General features: G+C 64.1%; 13 protein-coding genes. 11 read left to right on the top strand and 2 right to left on the bottom strand.

Annotated features, from left to right (window positions below; all coding sequences use genetic code 11):
• Positions 1 to 526 precede the first annotated feature (526 nt).
• Both AB3X86_RS04765 and map read right to left on the bottom strand, forming a co-directional pair.
• Entirely contained in the window at positions 527 to 3106 is a 2580-nt protein-coding gene (locus tag AB3X86_RS04765; protein WP_368595109.1) for a [protein-PII] uridylyltransferase, read from the bottom strand.
• Between the two features lie 29 nt (positions 3107 to 3135).
• A complete protein-coding gene (map, locus tag AB3X86_RS04760) occupies positions 3136 to 4020 on the bottom strand; it encodes a type I methionyl aminopeptidase (RefSeq protein WP_368595108.1) in 885 nt (294 codons plus the stop codon).
• A 483-nt stretch (positions 4021 to 4503) separates the two neighbouring features.
• Here map and rpsB point away from each other — a divergent pair, with 483 nt between their 5' ends.
• The 11 genes from rpsB to lpxD all read left to right on the top strand — a co-directional run bounded on the left by rpsB (position 4504) and on the right by lpxD (position 16426).
• On the top strand, positions 4504 to 5256 hold the full coding sequence (gene rpsB, locus AB3X86_RS04755; RefSeq protein ID WP_013089705.1) for a 30S ribosomal protein S2: 753 nt from the start codon (positions 4504 to 4506) through the stop codon (positions 5254 to 5256).
• Positions 5257 to 5473: 217 nt separating this feature from the next.
• Entirely contained in the window at positions 5474 to 6355 is an 882-nt protein-coding gene (tsf, locus tag AB3X86_RS04750) for a translation elongation factor Ts (protein WP_176108287.1), read from the top strand.
• Between the two features lie 222 nt (positions 6356 to 6577).
• Positions 6578 to 7291, top strand: coding sequence for a UMP kinase (gene pyrH, locus AB3X86_RS04745; RefSeq protein ID WP_013089703.1), 714 nt, complete (start codon positions 6578 to 6580; stop codon positions 7289 to 7291).
• Between the two features lie 97 nt (positions 7292 to 7388).
• Positions 7389 to 7949 carry a ribosome recycling factor gene (frr, locus tag AB3X86_RS04740; protein ID WP_013089702.1) on the top strand — a complete coding sequence of 187 codons (561 nt, stop codon included), beginning with the start codon at positions 7389 to 7391 and terminating at the stop codon, positions 7947 to 7949.
• 61 nt (positions 7950 to 8010) lie between these two features.
• The gene (gene uppS / locus AB3X86_RS04735) at positions 8011 to 8793 is read left to right on the top strand and encodes a polyprenyl diphosphate synthase (RefSeq protein ID WP_368595107.1); all 783 of its coding nucleotides are present in this window, start codon (positions 8011 to 8013) and stop codon (positions 8791 to 8793) included.
• Positions 8787 to 9608: a phosphatidate cytidylyltransferase gene (locus AB3X86_RS04730; RefSeq protein ID WP_176124972.1), complete on the top strand. Its 822-nt coding sequence runs from the start codon at positions 8787 to 8789 to the stop codon at positions 9606 to 9608. The genes uppS and AB3X86_RS04730 overlap by 7 nt, the downstream gene beginning before the upstream one ends.
• A gap of 11 nt (positions 9609 to 9619) precedes the next feature.
• Positions 9620 to 10825 (top strand): 1-deoxy-D-xylulose-5-phosphate reductoisomerase, encoded by a 1206-nt coding sequence (locus tag AB3X86_RS04725; RefSeq protein ID WP_368595106.1) that lies wholly within the window; start codon positions 9620 to 9622, stop codon positions 10823 to 10825.
• A 7-nt stretch (positions 10826 to 10832) separates the two neighbouring features.
• A complete protein-coding gene (gene rseP / locus AB3X86_RS04720; RefSeq protein ID WP_368595105.1) occupies positions 10833 to 12227 on the top strand; it encodes an RIP metalloprotease RseP in 1395 nt (464 codons plus the stop codon).
• Between the two features lie 67 nt (positions 12228 to 12294).
• Positions 12295 to 14607 (top strand): outer membrane protein assembly factor BamA, encoded by a 2313-nt coding sequence (gene bamA / locus AB3X86_RS04715; protein WP_176108292.1) that lies wholly within the window; start codon positions 12295 to 12297, stop codon positions 14605 to 14607.
• A gap of 89 nt (positions 14608 to 14696) precedes the next feature.
• On the top strand, positions 14697 to 15218 hold the full coding sequence (locus AB3X86_RS04710; protein ID WP_026225318.1) for an OmpH family outer membrane protein: 522 nt from the start codon (positions 14697 to 14699) through the stop codon (positions 15216 to 15218).
• 95 nt (positions 15219 to 15313) lie between these two features.
• A complete protein-coding gene (gene lpxD, locus AB3X86_RS04705; RefSeq protein WP_368595104.1) occupies positions 15314 to 16426 on the top strand; it encodes a UDP-3-O-(3-hydroxymyristoyl)glucosamine N-acyltransferase in 1113 nt (370 codons plus the stop codon).
• The last annotated feature ends 111 nt before the right edge of the window (positions 16427 to 16537 follow it).

Genomic DNA, 16537 nt, shown 5'->3' with positions numbered 1-16537 from the left:
GCGCGCGTTCACTCCGCTCGCCGAATTGGCGTCGTGGAGCGCGCTCGCCACGCTCAGCACTGCCTTCGAAGCGACGCGGCGCGCGTTCAGTACGCTCGCCGGATTCGCGCCGTGGAGCACGTTCGCCACGCTCAGCGCCGCCTTCGAAGCGACGCGGCGCGCGTTCACTCCGCTCGCCGGATTCGCGCCGGGGGGCACGTTCGCCACGCTCAGCGCTGCCCTCAAAACGACGCGGTGGGCGTTCTCCGCGTTCGCCACGCTCAGCCGCACCTTCAAAGCGGCGCGGTGTGCCCGCGGCAGCCGCACCCCGTTCGCGCGGACCCGACCTTTCGGCACGAGGCGCGCGCGCACCGGCGTCCGCCGGCTTCGCGCCGACCGGCCGCTTCGCGCCACCCTCGGCCTCGAAAGGCTTCGGCCGCGCTGGACGGGTCGGCTTACGCGCCGACGCGCTGCCGGGGCGGACAGGGGAGCGTTCGGACGACGCCGGCCGCGGATGCTTCGCTGTTAATTTGATTCGCATGAAATCTCACACTGCGATCGCGCGCAGCAGTTCGGTCTCGACCTGAATTTGCAGGCGGTTGTCCGACAGGCTGTGTCCTTCGAGCAGGAACACGTCCTCGACGCGTTCGCCGAGCGTATTGATCCGCGCCGAGGCGACGCCGACCCGGTGCTCGGCCAGCACGCGCGCGATGGAATAAAGAAGGCCCGGCCGGTCGTTCGCCGACACGGACAGGATGTAGTATTGGCCGCGCTCATCGGCCCGCAGGTCGACACGCGGCGTAATCGGGAAGGTGCGCGACAGCCGCGACAGCCGGCCCTTCGACGGTCCCGGCAGCAGGGTGCCGTGGCCCGCGAGCCGCGCGGTCAGTTCCTGCTCCACCAGATTGGCGATGTCGCGATAGTGCACGTCCTCTTCGGTGTGCGTGACGAGGAAGTTGTCGAGCGCGTAGCCGTGGCGCGTCGTGCTGACGCGCGCATCGAGCACCGACAGGCCGTTGCGGTCGAAATACGCGCAGATGCCCGCGAACAGATCGGGCTGGTCCTTCACGTAGACGAGCACCTGCAGCGCCTCGCCGATCGGCGACGGCCGCGCGCGCACGAGCGGCGTCGGCGTTTCGACGTGGCGGTACAGCACGCGGGTCTGCCACGCGATGTCCGCCGCGTCGTGGCGCAGGAAGTAGCCGACGTCGAGCTTGTCCCACAGCGCCCGTTGCGCGCCTTCCGGCACGGTTTCCAGGCGCAGCAGCGCGAGCGCTTCTTCCTTGCGCGACTTCAGTTCCGAATGCTCGTCCGGTTGAGCGCCGCCCAGCACGGCGAGGCTGGTGCGGTAGAGGTCTTCGAGCAGCTTGCCTTTCCACGTGTTCCAGACCTTCGGGCTGGTACCGCGGATGTCGGCGACGGTCAGCAGATAGAGGGCGGTCAGACGGCGTTCGGTGCCGACCAGCTCGGCGAAGCGCTTGATCACTTCGGGGTCGCTGGTGTCCTGTTTCTGCGCGACCTGGCTCATCGTCAGATGCTGCTGCACGAGCCACACGACCAGCTCGCCATCTTCGCCTTCGATGCCGTGCTGCCGGCAGAAGCGCCGCGCGTCGGCCATGCCCAGCGTGGAATGATCGCCGCCGCGCCCCTTGGCGATGTCATGAAACAGCGCGGCCACGTACAGCACCCACGGCCGGTCGAAGTTGGCAATCAATTGGCTGCAGAACGGGTATTCGTGCGCATGCTCGGCGATCGCGAAGCGGCGCAGATTGCGTAGCACCATCAGGATGTGCTGATCGACGGTGTACACGTGATACAGGTCGTGCTGCATCTGCCCGACGATGCGCCGGAAATTGAGCAGATAACGCCCGAGCACGCTGGTCTGGTTCATCAGCCGGAACGCATGCGTGATGCCGGCCGGCTGTTTCAGGATTTCCATGAAAAGCCGGCGGTTTTCCGGGTCGCGCCGCCAATGCTGGTCCATCACGTCACGAGCGTTGTAGATCGCGCGCAGCGTGCGCGCCGACAGACCCTTCACGCCGGGGGTGCGCTCGTAAAGCAGGAACGCTTCGAGGATCGCGTTCGGCTCGCGCTGGAACACGTCGTCGGACGTGATTTCGAGCATGCCCTGCTTTTCGACGAAGCGATCCGACAGCACGCGCGTGATGCCGCTCGTGTTCGGAAACAGCTGCGCCTCGATGTTCTGGATCAGGATCGTCGCGAGCTGCGTGACCGCTTTCGCGGCCCAGTAGTAGCGGCGCATCAGTTGCTCGCTCGCGCGCTTGGTCGCGGTCGGCTTGAAGCCGAAGCTTTCGGCGACCGGCGTTTGCAGGTCGAACACCAGGATGTCCTGACGGCGCCCGGCGATCACATGCAGCCGCGCGCGCAGCGCCTTCAGGAAGCTCTCGTTGCGGCGCAGCTCGCGCGCCTCTCGCTCGGTGATCAGTCCGCGCGCTTCGAGCTCGCGCCAACTGCTGCCGAACCCGGCCGCCTGCGTGATCCACAGGATCAGCTGCAGGTCGCGCAGCCCGCCCGGGCTTTCCTTGATGTTCGGCTCGAGCGCGTACGGCGTGTCCTGAAACTTCGCGTGACGCTGGCGCATTTCGAGCACCTTAGCCTGGAAGAACGCCTTCGGGTCGAGCGCTGCACGGTAGCGTTGGGCGAAATCGTCGAACAGCGCGGCGCTGCCGGTGATGCGACGGGCTTCCAGCAGCGAGGTACGCACCGTGACGTCGTTGGCCGCTTCCTCGAGGCATTGCGACACGCTGCGCACGCTGCTGCCGAGTTCCAGCCCGAGATCCCACGCGAGGCTGATGAAGCGCTCGATGCGCGCCTCCAGATGCTCGAGCCGCGTGTCGGGCAACAGCACCAGGATGTCGATGTCGGAGTGCGGCGCGAGTTCGCCGCGCCCGTAGCCGCCGACCGCGACGAGTGCGAGATCGTCGGGCAGTTCGCAGGTGTCCCAGGCGGCGCGCAGCGAATGGTCCGTGGCGCGCGCGAGCGCGGCCATCAACGCGTCGACGTTGGTGGCCGTTCGAAAGCGTTCCAGCAACTGGGCTTTAGCCACTTTGTAGTCCGCCTTGAGCGACGAGGCATGGGAGGGGGCGACGGCTGGAACGCTACTCATTGGCAGACGGAAGGTGAGGTCGGAATCGGTCAGGCGGTAGCCGCGACCACGGGCGGACGCGCGGGCGTACCGGCCGACACGGTCAGCACGTCGTAGCCGGTCTCCGTGACGAGGACGGTATGCTCCCACTGCGCGGACAGGCTGCGGTCCTTGGTCTTGACGGTCCACTGGTCGGGCATCGTGCGGATGTCGCGGCGGCCGGCGTTGATCATCGGCTCGATCGTGAAAATCATGCCGGCCTGCAATTCGAGGCCGGTGCCGGGGCGGCCATAGTGCAGGATCTGCGGATCTTCATGGAACACGGTGCCGATGCCGTGGCCGCAATATTCGCGCACCACGCTGTAGCCGAGGCCTTCGGCGTGCTTCTGGATCGCATAGCCGATGTCGCCGAGATGCGCGCCGGGGCGCACCTGGTCGATGCCGAGCCACATGCACTCGAAGGTAGCCTGCACGAGGCGCTTCGCCATGATCGACCCTTCGCCGACGATGAACATGCGGCTGGTGTCGCCGAAGTAGCCGTCCTTGATGACCGTGATGTCGATGTTCAGCGCGTCGCCGTTTTTCAGGGCCTTGTCGCCGGGAATGCCGTGGCAGATTACGTCGTTGACGGAAATGCAGGTGGCTTTCGGGTACGGCGGGTAGCCGGGCGGCTGGTAATTCAGCGGCGCGGGGACCGTGCCCTGGTCCTTCAGCATGTATTCGTGGCACAGGCGGTCGAGCTCGCCAGTGGTGACGCCGGCCTTGACGAACGGCGTGATGTAGTCGAGCACTTCGCTCGCGAGCCGACAGGCGACGCGCATCTTCGCGATGTCGTCTTCGTTTTTGATGGTGATAGCCATGGTTTCCTCGGAAGCCTTGCTGGATAAGGCTTGCTGGGTGTTGCGGTGGCCTGGCGGAGGGCGTCTGGTGCACACGGAATGCCGGTCGATCCTTGACGATCCCCCGCGGGTGGCGGAATCGAGCCATTTTACAGCAGTGGGGGCGGGCTCGTTGCGCTGGATCAGGCGGTAATGGGCTAAAAGTGATCAAAATCGGCCAATTGGTGGGCCATAGGGCGCCAAGCCCGGATTCGGAGCCCGGCTGTGCGCTCCAGTGCGCATGGCTATCCGCCGGTGGTTGGGTCGGTTGAGTCGGTCGATAGTCGCGTGCTATACTCTTTGGCTAAGTCGGTCCTGGTCCGTTTTTATTCGCGAGTCCGCAAATTCGCGCATGGCAACTGGGCGGAACCGGCTTCTCGCGGCAATCCGGTTGCTGATGTCGTGAGCTGGAGAAAGCAGTGTCAGGCAACCAATTCGCAAACCGGCGCACCCAGGGTGTCTGCCGCGTTCCAGCCAAAAGAAAGGCGGGCGCGGCCGATACGGCAGCCGGCTTAAGACCCAACCCTCGTGGAGAATTTCATGGCAGTTACGATGCGTCAAATGCTGGAAGCAGGTGTCCACTTCGGTCACCAGACCCGCTTCTGGAACCCGAAGATGGCTCCCTTCATTTTCGGTCATCGCAACAAGATTCACATCATCAACCTCGAAAAGACGCTCCCGATGTACAACGACGCGCTGAAGTACGCGCGTCAGCTGGCATCGAACCGCGGCACTATCCTGTTCGTCGGTACGAAGCGTCAATCGCGCGACACGATCGCCCAGGAAGCGCAGCGCGCTGGCATGCCGTTCGTGAACGCACGCTGGCTCGGCGGTATGCTGACCAACTTCAAGACGCTGAAGGTATCGATCAAGCGCCTGAAGGACATGGAAGCGGCGCTGGAAGCCGGTGAAACCGAGCGCATGAGCAAGAAGGAAGCGCTGCTGTTCGAGCGCGAAATGGCCAAGCTGCAGAAGTCGATCGGCGGCGTGAAGGACATGGGCGGCATTCCGGATGCGATCTTCGTGGTTGACGTCGGCTACCACAAGATTGCCGTGACCGAGGCAAACAAGCTCGGCATTCCGGTTATCGCCGTGGTCGATACGAACCACTCGCCGGAAGGTGTGGACTATGTGATCCCGGGTAACGACGACGCCAGCAAGGCCGTCGCCCTGTACGCGGCTGGTGTGGCCGACGCGATCCTCGAAGGCCGTGCCAATGCGGTCAACGAAGTGGTCCAGGCGGCACGTGGCGGCGACGGCGACGAGTTCGTCGAGGTCAACCCGGAAGCGTAAGGCTGCCCAGTGTCCGACATAAAAGGGGGCTTTCTACAGGCCCCCTTTTTTTAAGCCGCGACGCTTGTAACAGATGTTGTAACGGACATCTGGCAGAGTGCTCGAGATGGCGTGACACGCGTCGCTCGCAAAAATACGCGAAAACGCTGAAACGAATTCCTGCCGCCGGCATCGAAGTGCGGGCGGCGTGTGACAGACAGAACTCAAGGAGCAAATGATGGCGGCAATTACCGCAAGCATGGTTGCAGAACTGCGCGCGAAGACCGACGCGCCGATGATGGAATGCAAGAAGGCGCTGACGGAAGCCGACGGCGATCTGGCGCGCGCTGAAGAGCTGCTGCGTGTGAAGCTCGGCAACAAGGCGAGCAAGGCGGCATCGCGCGTGACGGCTGAAGGCGTGGTCGCATCGTTTATTGGCGGCAACGCTGGTTCGCTCGTCGAGCTGAACTGCGAAACCGACTTCGTCTCGAAGAACGACGACTTCCTCGCGTTTTCGAAGAAGGTCGCCGAGCTCGTCGCGACGCAAAACCCGGCTGACGTCGCCGCGCTGTCGGCGCTGCCGCTCGACGGCTCGACCGTCGACGCAGTCCGTCTCGCGCTGGTCGGCAAGATCGGCGAAAACATGTCGATCCGCCGTTTCGAGCGCTTCGAAACCGCCAACAAGCTGGCCGCGTACCTGCACGGCACGCGCATCGGCGTGCTGGTCGAGTACACCGGCGCGGACGAGCAGGTCGGCAAGGACGTGGCAATGCACATCGCCGCGATGAAGCCGGTTTCGCTGTCGTCGGACGACGTTCCGGCGGACCTGATCGCCAAGGAGCGCAGCATCGCTGAACAGAAGGCTGCCGAATCGGGCAAGCCGGCTGAAATCGTCGCCAAAATGGTCGATGGCAGCGTGCAGAAGTACCTGAAGGAAGTGTCGCTGCTGAACCAGACGTTCGTTAAGAACGACAAGCAGACGATCGAGCAGATGCTGAAGGCGGCTAGCTCGAGCGTGCAGAAGTTTGCACTGTTCGTGGTCGGCGAAGGCATCGAGAAGAAGCAGGACGACTTCGCTGCGGAAGTGGCCGCTCAGGTCGCTGCTGCAAAGCAACAATAAGCGTTAGCTAAGTTTCACAGCCGTACCGTTTGGACCCACGGCGAGGCAAGACCTCGCCGCGGTCGGCAGCGCCGCAAGGCCGCGCACGGGTTGACCCTCGCCGCGCGGCCGCCGCTGGCGAACCTTTGGGTTCGCCAATTTGGCGGAGCTTGCCCGAATCAGTATTTCACCCCTACATTAGTCCCTTGTTGTTGCCCTGTTCTGCGCGATCTGGATACCTCTATGCCCACTGCCTATAAACGCGTCCTGCTCAAACTCTCCGGTGAAGCTCTGATGGGCGACGATGCCTTCGGCATCAATCGCGCGACCATCGAACGAATGGTGGCGGACGTGGCCGAAGTGGTCCGTCTCGGAACGCAGCTGGCCGTGGTGATCGGTGGCGGCAATATCTTTCGCGGCGTCGCGGGCGGCGCGGCGGGTATGGACCGCGCGACTGCCGACTACATGGGTATGCTCGCCACGATGATGAACGCGCTGGCGCTGCAGGACGCGATGCGCCATGCTGGCATCGAGGCGCGCGTGCAGTCCGCGCTGCGCATGGACCAGGTCGTCGAGCCGTATATCCGGCCCCGCGCGATCCGCCAGCTCGAGGAAGGTAAGGTCGTGATTTTCGCGGCCGGTACCGGCAACCCGTTCTTCACGACCGACACGGCCGCTGCATTGCGCGGCTCGGAAATCGGCGCGGAAGTGGTGCTGAAGGCAACCAAGGTGGACGGCGTCTATTCGGCCGACCCGAAGAAGGATTCGAGCGCGACCCGTTACACCACGATCAGCTTCGACGAGGCAATCGGCCGCAATCTGCAGGTGATGGACGCGACGGCTTTTGCGCTGTGCCGCGACCAGAAGCTGCCGATCCGCGTGTTTTCGATCGTCAAACCGGGTGCGCTGAAGCGCATCGTGCTAGGTGAGGACGAGGGCACACTCGTCCACGTGTAAACTTCGTTTACATTACATGGGCTTTGACGCGAGCCCGGGCCGCCGCATCGCGCGTGCCGGGCGGCTCGCACCGTTTTGAAGGTTCGGAGGTTTAAAAATGTCTGTGGCTGATATCAGGAAGGGCGCTGAACAGAAGATGCAGCGCTCCATCGACGCGTTCAAGAACGACCTGTCGAAGATCCGCACTGGCCGTGCGCACACGGGCCTGCTCGATCATATCCAGTGCGACTACTACGGCTCGCCGGTGCCGATTTCGCAGGTCGCGAACCTGACGCTGATCGACGCTCGCACGATCGGCGTGCAGCCGTGGGAAAAGAAGATGGTTCAGGTCGTCGAAAAGGCGATCCGCGAGTCGGACCTCGGTCTGAATCCGGCCACGCATGGCGACGTGATCCGCGTTCCGATGCCCGCGCTGACCGAAGAGCGTCGCCGCGAGCTGACCAAGGTCGTGCGCAGCGAAGCCGAAACCGCCAAGGTGGCCGTGCGCAACCTGCGTCGCGACGCCAACGAGCAACTGAAGAAGCTCGTCAAGGACAAGGAGATTTCGGAAGACGATGAGCGTCGTGCCGGCGACGACGTCCAGAAGCTGACGGACAAGTTCGTCGCTGAAATCGACAAGCTCGTCACGACGAAAGAAGCCGAGATCATGACGGTCTGACGCCGTTCGGCTCAGTCTTTCTGATTTCCACTTCTTTACTGGCATTACTGTCCCGACGGCCATGACCTATACCAGCTCGACCGTGCGCGTGCCTGAAGTCGCCGCGGTGCCGCGACATATCGCGATCATCATGGATGGCAACGGCCGTTGGGCCACCCAGCGGCGTCTGCCGCGCGTGGCGGGCCATACGCGCGGCGTCGACGCGGTGCGGGCGGCCGTCGAGGCGTGCGCGCGGCGGGGCGTCGAATATCTGACGCTGTTCGCGTTCAGCTCGGAGAACTGGCGCCGTCCGAACGAGGAGGTGTCGTTCCTGATGCGCCTGTTCGTCACCGCGCTCGAGCGCGAGATCGGCAAGCTGCACGCGAACGGCATCCGTTTGCGCGTGGTCGGCGATCTCGAGCGTTTCGACGACAAGATCCGTGATCTGATCAAGCGCGCGGAAACCAAGACCGCGCGCAATACCCGTCTTACGCTGACCATCGCCGCGAACTACGGCGGTCGCTGGGACATCATGCAGGCCACCCGCAAGCTCGTCGAGCAGGCGGCTGCGGCCGGCAAACCTGTCGAGGTCAACGAGGACACCTTCGCCGAGCATCTGTCGATGGCTTATGCGCCCGAGCCCGACCTGTTCATCCGCACCGGCGGCGAGCGCCGCGTCAGCAACTTCCTGCTGTGGCAGCTCGCCTACACCGAGTTCTATTTCACCGACACGTTCTGGCCGGATTTCGACGCCGACGCACTCGGTCACGCCATCGCTTCGTACGCCGAGCGGGAACGCCGCTTCGGCCGCACCAGTGCTCAGCTCGAGCCGCAATCGCAGAACGTCGATTCGCTTCCATGCTAAAAACCCGTGTCATCACGGCGATCGTGCTGCTGGCAGTGTTCCTGCCTGTCACGCTGTTCGCGCCGGTCGGCGCGTTCGGCGCGCTGATCGCGTTCGTAGTGGTGTTCGCCGCGTGGGAGTGGGCGCGCCTGCTGAAGCTCGGCGGCGCGGGTCCGGTGCTGTACGCGCTCGTCGCGGCGCTCGGGCTCGTCACCAGCACGCGGCTGGGCATTGGCACCGAGCATGCGCGGCCATTCTTCCAGGCGGCGGCGATTTTCTGGGTGATCGGCGGTCCTTTCGTGCTGCTGCGCAAGCCGGTGCTCGCGCAGGGCGCCTGGCGCGCCTTTCTGTTTCTTGCCGGTATCGTCGGTTTCATCGCGTGCTGGCATGCTCTCGTCGCCGCGCGCATGCTCGGTGTGCCGTTCGTTCTGTCGCTGCTGCTGTTGGTATGGCTCGCCGATATCGGCGCATACTTCTCGGGGAAGGCGTTTGGCAAGCACAAGCTGGCACCCGCCATCAGTCCGGGTAAAACCTGGGAGGGCGCGATCGGCGGCTGGTTGCTGGTCATGATCGTCGCGGCGGCGGCGATCTTTTTGCACGCGTTCGAGCCTACCCTGTATTCTGCGCTGCTGGCGCAACTGGGCGCGTTACGCACGGTGCTCGCGCTGACCCTGCTGGTGGTTTTCAGCGTGGTCGGTGATCTGTTCGAATCGATGATGAAACGCCAGGCCGGCGTCAAAGACTCGAGCGGCCTGTTGCCGGGGCACGGCGGCGTGCTCGATCGCATCGACGCATTGTTGCCGGTGCTGCCGCTCGCGATGCTGCTGCTCGGCTAGAGAAAAGAGATATGCAAAAACGTCTGACATTGCTCGGTTCCACGGGCTCGATTGGAGACAGTACGCTCGACGTGGTTGCGCGCCATCCCGAGCGTTTTTCCATTTACGCACTGAGCGCGCATCGCAACGGCGACAAGCTTGTCGAGCAATGCCTGCGCTTCGCGCCCGAAGTGGCGGTGGTCGGCGACGCCGACACGGCCGCGAAGGTCGCCGCGAAGCTGCGCGATGCGGGCAGCAAGACCGAGGTCACGTACGGGCCGCAGGCGCTCGTCGACGTCGCGAAGAGCGAGGGCTGCGACACGGTGGTCGCGGCGATCGTCGGCGCAGCGGGTCTCGCGCCCAGCCTCGCCGCGGCGCGCTCCGGCAAACGCATTCTGCTCGCGAACAAGGAAGCGCTGGTGATGTCCGGCGCGATCTTCATGGACGCGGTGCACGACAACGGCGCGGTCCTGCTGCCCGTCGACAGCGAACACAACGCAATTTTTCAATGCCTGCCGCGCGAAGCATCGCTGCATGGCGGCGTCTCGAAGATCATCCTGACTGCGTCGGGCGGCCCCTTTCGCACCCGCGAACCGGCCACGCTCGTCGACGTGACCCCTGACGAAGCCTGCAAGCATCCGAACTGGGTGATGGGCCGCAAGATCTCGGTCGACTCGGCGACGATGATGAACAAGGGCCTCGAAGTGATCGAGGCTCATTGGCTGTTCAATCTGCCCGGCGAGCGCATCGACGTGCTGATCCATCCTCAGAGCGTGATCCATTCGCTGGTGTCGTACGCGGACGGCTCGGTGCTCGCGCAGCTCGGCAACCCCGACATGCGCACGCCGATCGCGCACGCACTCGCGTTTCCGGATCGCGTGGATTCCGGCGTTGCGCAGCTCGATCTCGCGGAGATTGCGTCCCTGTCGTTCGAAAAACCCGACTACGCGCGGTTCCCGTGCCTCGCGCTCGCGATGAAGGCGCTGGCCGCAGGCGGTGTCGCGAGCGCGGCGTTGAACGCCGCCAACGAGATCGCGGTGGAGGCGTTCCTCGCGCGCCGCATCGGCTTCATGGCGATTGCGCAGGTGGTCGACTCGGTGCTGAACGCATTGCCGAACCGCAGCGCGCACGCGCTCGACGACATCATCGAAGCGGACGCCGCGGCGCGCCGTGCTGCTACCGAATTCATCGCGCGTCTGCCCGACGGCGTCCGTCGCACGGAACGCGCCGTCCAGTGAGGCGTTTATGAATCTGCTGATCGAACTGCTCGCTTTCGCGGTTGCGATTGGCGTACTCGTGGTGGTCCACGAGTACGGGCACTACAGCGTCGCGCGTCTGTGCGGCGTGAAGGTGCTGCGTTTTTCGATTGGCTTCGGCAAGCCGCTGGTTCAGTGGGTCAGTCGGAAGACGGGCACCGAGTGGACGATTGCCGCGCTGCCGCTAGGCGGCTACGTGAAGATGCTCGACGAGCGCGAGGCCGGCCCCGGCTCGGTTGCCGACGCGGATCTGCCGCATGCGTTCAATCGCCAGTCGGTGTGGCGGCGCTTCGCGATCGTCGTGGCCGGTCCGGTCGCGAATTTCCTGCTTGCGATCGTGCTGTTCGCACTCGTGTTCGCCACTGGCGTGACCGAACCGGCGGCCGTGATCGCCACGCCCGCGCCGAATACACCCGCCGCGCTGGCGGGCTTCGAGGGCGGCGAGACGATCGTCGGTGTGCGCACCGGCCATAGCGACGAGACCGAGCCAGTGCGCTCGTGGTCGGATCTGCGCTGGAAGCTGCTCGGTGCCGCGTTCGATCAGCAGCGCATCGTGCTCAGTGCAAAAGACGCGCACGGCACCTCCGATTTTCCGATGGACCTGCGCGGCATTGGCGAGAAAGACGTCGACGACGATCTGATGTCGCGCCTCGGCTTCGAGCCAGGTGGCGGCAAGCTGACGGTGGCCGGCGTCCAGGCGGGCAGCGCCGCGCAGAAGGCGGGGCTCGTCGCGGGCGACCGGCTGCGCGCGATCAACGGTACGCCGACGGATAATGCCGCGGCCTTCATCGCCTTTGTAAAATCGCACGCCGGCGTGCCGGTCACGCTGCGGGTGGAGCGCGGTGGCCGCGGCGGACATACGGCGGGCGCGCTCGAAGAGATCGCGATCGTGCCGCAACTGCAGCGCGATGCGGCGAGCGGGCAGCAGATCGGCCGCATCGGCGCGGAGCTGGCGACCCAGGTGCCGTCGATCGAAGTGCGCTACGGCCCGCTCGACAGCCTGCGCCTCGGCGCGCGCCGCACGTGGGATCTCGCGGTGTACTCGGTGCGGATGTTTGGCCGGATGATCGTCGGCGAGGCATCGCTGAAGAACCTGTCCGGTCCGGTGACGATCGCCGACTACGCGGGAAAGAGCGCACGTCTGGGTCCTGCCGCGTTTTTGTCGTTCCTGGCCCTTGTCAGCATTAGCCTTGGCGTGCTGAACCTGCTACCAATTCCGGTATTGGACGGGGGTCATCTGTTATATTATTTGGTTGAAGCTGTGACCGGTAAAGTTGTCTCTGATCGCTGGCAACTCGTTTTTCAGAGGGCGGGTCTTGCCTGCATCGTCGCGTTGTCGGCGATTGCGCTGTTCAACGATCTGGCTCGTTTAATCCATTTTTAAAGTGTCCGGCGGCGTTCTCGAGGGCGGCCGCCAGGCCTGATGCAGCTATACACACTGGGGAAGCACGTTGTTCAAACCTCATCGCTTTGGTCCAAAGACGGTTATAGCCGCGGCGTTCGCCGCGCATGGGCTGGTTGCTCATGCAACGACGCCCTTCGTGGTGCAAGACATTCGCATTGAGGGATTGCAACGCGTCGAACCGGGTACGGTGTTCGCGTACCTGCCCATCAAACAAGGCGATACCTTTTCCGACGACAAGGCTTCTGAAGCGATTCGCGCGCTGTACGCGACGGGCTTCTTCAACGACGTCAAGATCGCAACCGAAGGCAACGTGGTGGTGGTGCAGGTGCAGGAGCGCCCGGCCATCGGCACGATCGACTTCGCCGGCATTCACGAGTTCGAAAAGGATAACCTGATCAAGGCGCTGCGTGCGGTCGGGCTGTCGCAAGGCCGCTACTTCGACAAGGCGCTGGTCGACAAGGCCGAGCAGGAATTGAAGCGCCAGTACCTGACGCGCGGTTTCTACGCGGCCGAAGTCACCACGACGATCACGCCGATCGACCGCAACCGCGTCGGCATCCTGTTCTCGGTGGCCGAAGGTCCGAGCGCGAAGATCCGCCAGATCAACTTCATCGGCAACAAGACATTCAGCACCGGCACGCTGCGCGACGAAATGCAGTTGTCCACGCCGAACTGGTTCTCGTGGTACACCAAGAACGACCTGTACGCGAAAGACAAACTCACCGGCGACCTCGAGAACCTTCGCTCGTTCTACCTGAATCGCGGCTTCCTCGAGTTCAGCATCGAATCGACCCAGGTGTCGATCTCGCCGGACAAGAAGGACATGTACCTGACCATCACGCTGCATGAAGGCCAGCCGTACACGATTTCGAACATCCGCCTCGCCGGCAATCTGCTCGACCGCGAAGCGGAGCTGAAGAAGCTCATCAAGATCAAGCCGGGCGACCGCTTCTCGGCCGAAAAGCTGCAAGCCACCACGAAGGCGATCGTCGACAAGCTCGGCGAATACGGTTACGCGTTCGCGACCGTCAATGCCCAGCCGCAGATCGACCAGAACAACCACACGGTGGACCTGACCCTGCAGGTCGACCCGAGCCGTCGCGTGTACGTGCGCCGCATCAACGTGGTCGGCAACACGCGCACGCGCGACGAAGTGGTGCGCCGCGAAATGCGCCAGCTCGAAAGCTCATGGTTCGATTCGAACCGCCTCTCACTGTCGAAGGACCGTATCAACCGTCTCGGCTACTTCACCGACGTCGACGTGACCACGGTGCCGGTCGAAGGCACGCCCGACCAGGTCGACATCGACGTGAAGGTCGCCGAAAAGCCGACCGGCGCGATTACGCTCGGCGCAGGTTTCTCGTCGACGGACAAGGTGGTGCTGTCGGCGGGTATCTCGCAGGACAACGTGTTCGGCTCCGGCACGAGCCTCGCGGTGAACATCAATACCGCGAAGACGTACCGTACGCTGACGGTCACGCAGGTCGACCCGTACTTCACGGTTGACGGCATCAAGCGGATCACCGACGTCTACTACCGTACGTACCAGCCGCTGTACTACTCGACCGATTCGAGCTTCAAGATCGTCACGATGGGCGGCGACCTCAAGTTCGGCATTCCGTTCTCCGAAGTCGATACCGTCTACTTCGGCGCGGGCTTCGAACAGAACCAGCTGGACGTCGATGCAAATACCCCGGCTTCATATAAGCAATACGTGAATGACTTCGGCCGGGTGTCGAACAACGTGCCGCTCACGATTGGCTGGTCGCGTGATGCGCGCGACAGCGCGCTCGTGCCAAGCCGCGGCTACTTCACGCAGGCGAACGCAGAATACGGCACGCCGATCGGCGGTACCCAGTATTACAAGGCCGACATCAACGCGCAGTACTATTACTCGTTTGCGCGCGGCTTTGTGCTGGGCTTCAACTTCCAGGGCGGCTATGGTAACGGCCTTGCTGGCAAGCCTTATCCTATCTTCAAGAACTATTACGCGGGCGGTATCGGTTCGGTGCGTGGTTACGAGCCGAGCTCACTGGGTCCGCGTGACAAAACGACCGGCGACCCGATCGGCGGCTCGAAGCTGCTGGTGGGCAATATCGAGTTGACGTTCCCGCTGCCCGGGACCGGTTATGACCGGACGCTGCGTGTGTTCACCTTCCTGGACGCTGGTAACGTCTGGGCGGACGCGAGCACGGCAGCGACGTCGACTGGCGCGAACGGTCTGCGTTACGGCTACGGTGTGGGTCTCGCGTGGATCTCGCCGATCGGTCCGCTCAAGTTGAGCCTTGGCTTCCCGCTCACGAAGCACACGGGCGACCAGTATCAGAAGTTCCAGTTCCAGATCGGGACCGCGTTCTGATTGGGCGGCGGGCGCTCCCGGCGGCCGGCTGCGGCGGCGGGCGCTCCCGGCGGCGAGCCCGGCCAAACTACAGTATCGAGAGGATGACTTTGCTAACCGGTATGTTTTCGAAACGTGTAGCGTGCGCATTGGCGCTGGCGATGACCCTCGGGGTCGGCATGGCGCACGCGCAGGAGGCGAGAATCGCCGCGGTGAATTCCGACCGCATCCTGCGCGAATCGGCTGCGGCGAAAGCCGCGCAGCTAAAGCTCGAGGCCGAATTCGCGAAGCGGGACAAGGATCTCGCCGACATGGCGCAAAAGCTCAAGTCGATGTCCGATGCACTCGACAAGAATGGCGCGACAATGTCGGCGACCGATCGCGCGCAGAAGCAGCGCGACCTGTCGCAGCTCGACTCGGACTTCCAGCGCAAGCAGCGTGAGTTCCGGGAAGACCTGAACCAGCGCCGCAACGAGGAACTCGCGGCGGTGCTCGATCGCGCGAACAAGGTCATCAAGCAGATCGCCGAAACGCAGCACTACGATCTGATCGTGCAGGAAGCGGTGTATGTGAGCCCGCGCATCGATATCACCGACCAGGTGCTGAAGGCACTGGCGGCATCGGGCAACTAAGGGCAACTGAGGGCAACCGAGGGCGGCGCACGGTCGCCCCGCGCGCGTTGGTGCGCGCCCTCGCAATGATTGAACAGGTTGGAGACAGGATAGGCATGGCATTTAAGCTCGAGGACATCGTCCAGCGGTTCGGCGGTGAGGTTGTCGGTAACGGGTCGCAGCGCGTGAGCAGTCTCGCGCCGCTCGACCAGGCAGGCCCGGACCAGTTGGCGTTCCTCGCCAATCCGAAATATCTGTCGCAAGTCGAAACGACCCGCGCCGGCGCGGTGCTGATCAATGCCGGCGACCTCGCGAAGCTCGCCTCGCGCGAAGGTCGAAACTTCATCGTCACGCCGAATCCCTACGCTTACTTTGCGCGCATCGCGCAAACCTTCATCGACCTCGCTGCGCCTAAGCCCGTTCCCGGCGTGCATCCGAGCGCAACCATCGACCCTTCCGCGCAGGTCGCCGCGAGCGCGGTGATCGGTCCGCGTGTCAGCGTGGAAGCGGGTGCGGTGATCGGCGAGCATGCGCGGCTCGACGCCAACGTCGTGATCGGCCGCGGCACGCGTGTCGGCGCGAACGCGCATCTGTATCCGAACGTGACCGTGTACCACGGCTGCAAGCTCGGCGAGCGCGTGATCGTGCACGCGGGCGCGGTGATCGGCTCGGACGGCTTCGGCTTCGCGCCCGACTTCGTCGGCGAGGGCGACGCGCGCACCGGCAGCTGGGTGAAGATTCCGCAGGTCGGCGGCGTGTCGATCGCGAACGACGTCGAGATCGGCGCGAACACTACGATCGACCGCGGCGCGATGGCCGACACGATCATCGAGGAGTGCGTGAAGATCGACAACCTCGTGCAGATCGGCCACAACTGCAAGGTCGGCGCCTACACGGTGATCGCGGGCTGTGCGGGCATCGCGGGCAGCACGACCATCGGGCGTCACTGCATGATCGGCGGCGCGGTCGGCATTGCCGGACACGTGACGCTGGCCGATAACGTGATCGTCACCGCGAAGTCGGGCGTGTCGAAATCGCTGCTGAAGCCCGGCATGTATACGAGTGCGTTCCCGGCCGTGAACCACGCGGACTGGAACAAGAGCGCCGCGCTGCTGCGCAATATCGACAAGCTTCGCGATCGCATCAAGGCGCTGGAGAGCGCCGCCGCCGACAAGGCCGGCAGTGCCACTGACGGCGCCGCAGGTCAACCCGCAGGCAACAAGATCTGACAGTTATCCCGGCGACCCACCGGCACCGCGTAAAATAGTGGTCGAGCATCATGAAGCAAAGCCGGTGGCCGTGACCGGGTGGCACGGCCACCGGTCAATCAAGGCACCGGT

It is taken from the genome of Paraburkholderia sp. BR14374, assembly GCF_040948685.1.
GTDB classification, from domain to species: domain Bacteria; phylum Pseudomonadota; class Gammaproteobacteria; order Burkholderiales; family Burkholderiaceae; genus Paraburkholderia; species Paraburkholderia youngii.
Note: the sequence above shows the minus strand (reverse complement) of the source record. Positions and strands in the feature narration are given on the sequence as shown.

What these genes read in the sequence shown, in the direction of transcription:
- AB3X86_RS04765 (WP_368595109.1), bottom strand. Translation starts at nt 3,106, where the DNA reads ATGAGTAGCGTTCCAGCCGTCGCCCCCTCCCATGCCTCGTCGCTCAAG.
- rpsB (WP_013089705.1), top strand. Translation starts at nt 4,504, where the DNA reads ATGGCAGTTACGATGCGTCAAATGCTGGAAGCAGGTGTCCACTTCGGT.
- tsf (WP_176108287.1), top strand. Translation starts at nt 5,474, where the DNA reads ATGGCGGCAATTACCGCAAGCATGGTTGCAGAACTGCGCGCGAAGACC.
- pyrH (WP_013089703.1), top strand. Translation starts at nt 6,578, where the DNA reads ATGCCCACTGCCTATAAACGCGTCCTGCTCAAACTCTCCGGTGAAGCT.
- frr (WP_013089702.1), top strand. Translation starts at nt 7,389, where the DNA reads ATGTCTGTGGCTGATATCAGGAAGGGCGCTGAACAGAAGATGCAGCGC.
- uppS (WP_368595107.1), top strand. Translation starts at nt 8,011, where the DNA reads ATGACCTATACCAGCTCGACCGTGCGCGTGCCTGAAGTCGCCGCGGTG.
- AB3X86_RS04730 (WP_176124972.1), top strand. Translation starts at nt 8,787, where the DNA reads ATGCTAAAAACCCGTGTCATCACGGCGATCGTGCTGCTGGCAGTGTTC.
- AB3X86_RS04725 (WP_368595106.1), top strand. Translation starts at nt 9,620, where the DNA reads ATGCAAAAACGTCTGACATTGCTCGGTTCCACGGGCTCGATTGGAGAC.
- rseP (WP_368595105.1), top strand. Translation starts at nt 10,833, where the DNA reads ATGAATCTGCTGATCGAACTGCTCGCTTTCGCGGTTGCGATTGGCGTA.
- lpxD (WP_368595104.1), top strand. Translation starts at nt 15,314, where the DNA reads ATGGCATTTAAGCTCGAGGACATCGTCCAGCGGTTCGGCGGTGAGGTT.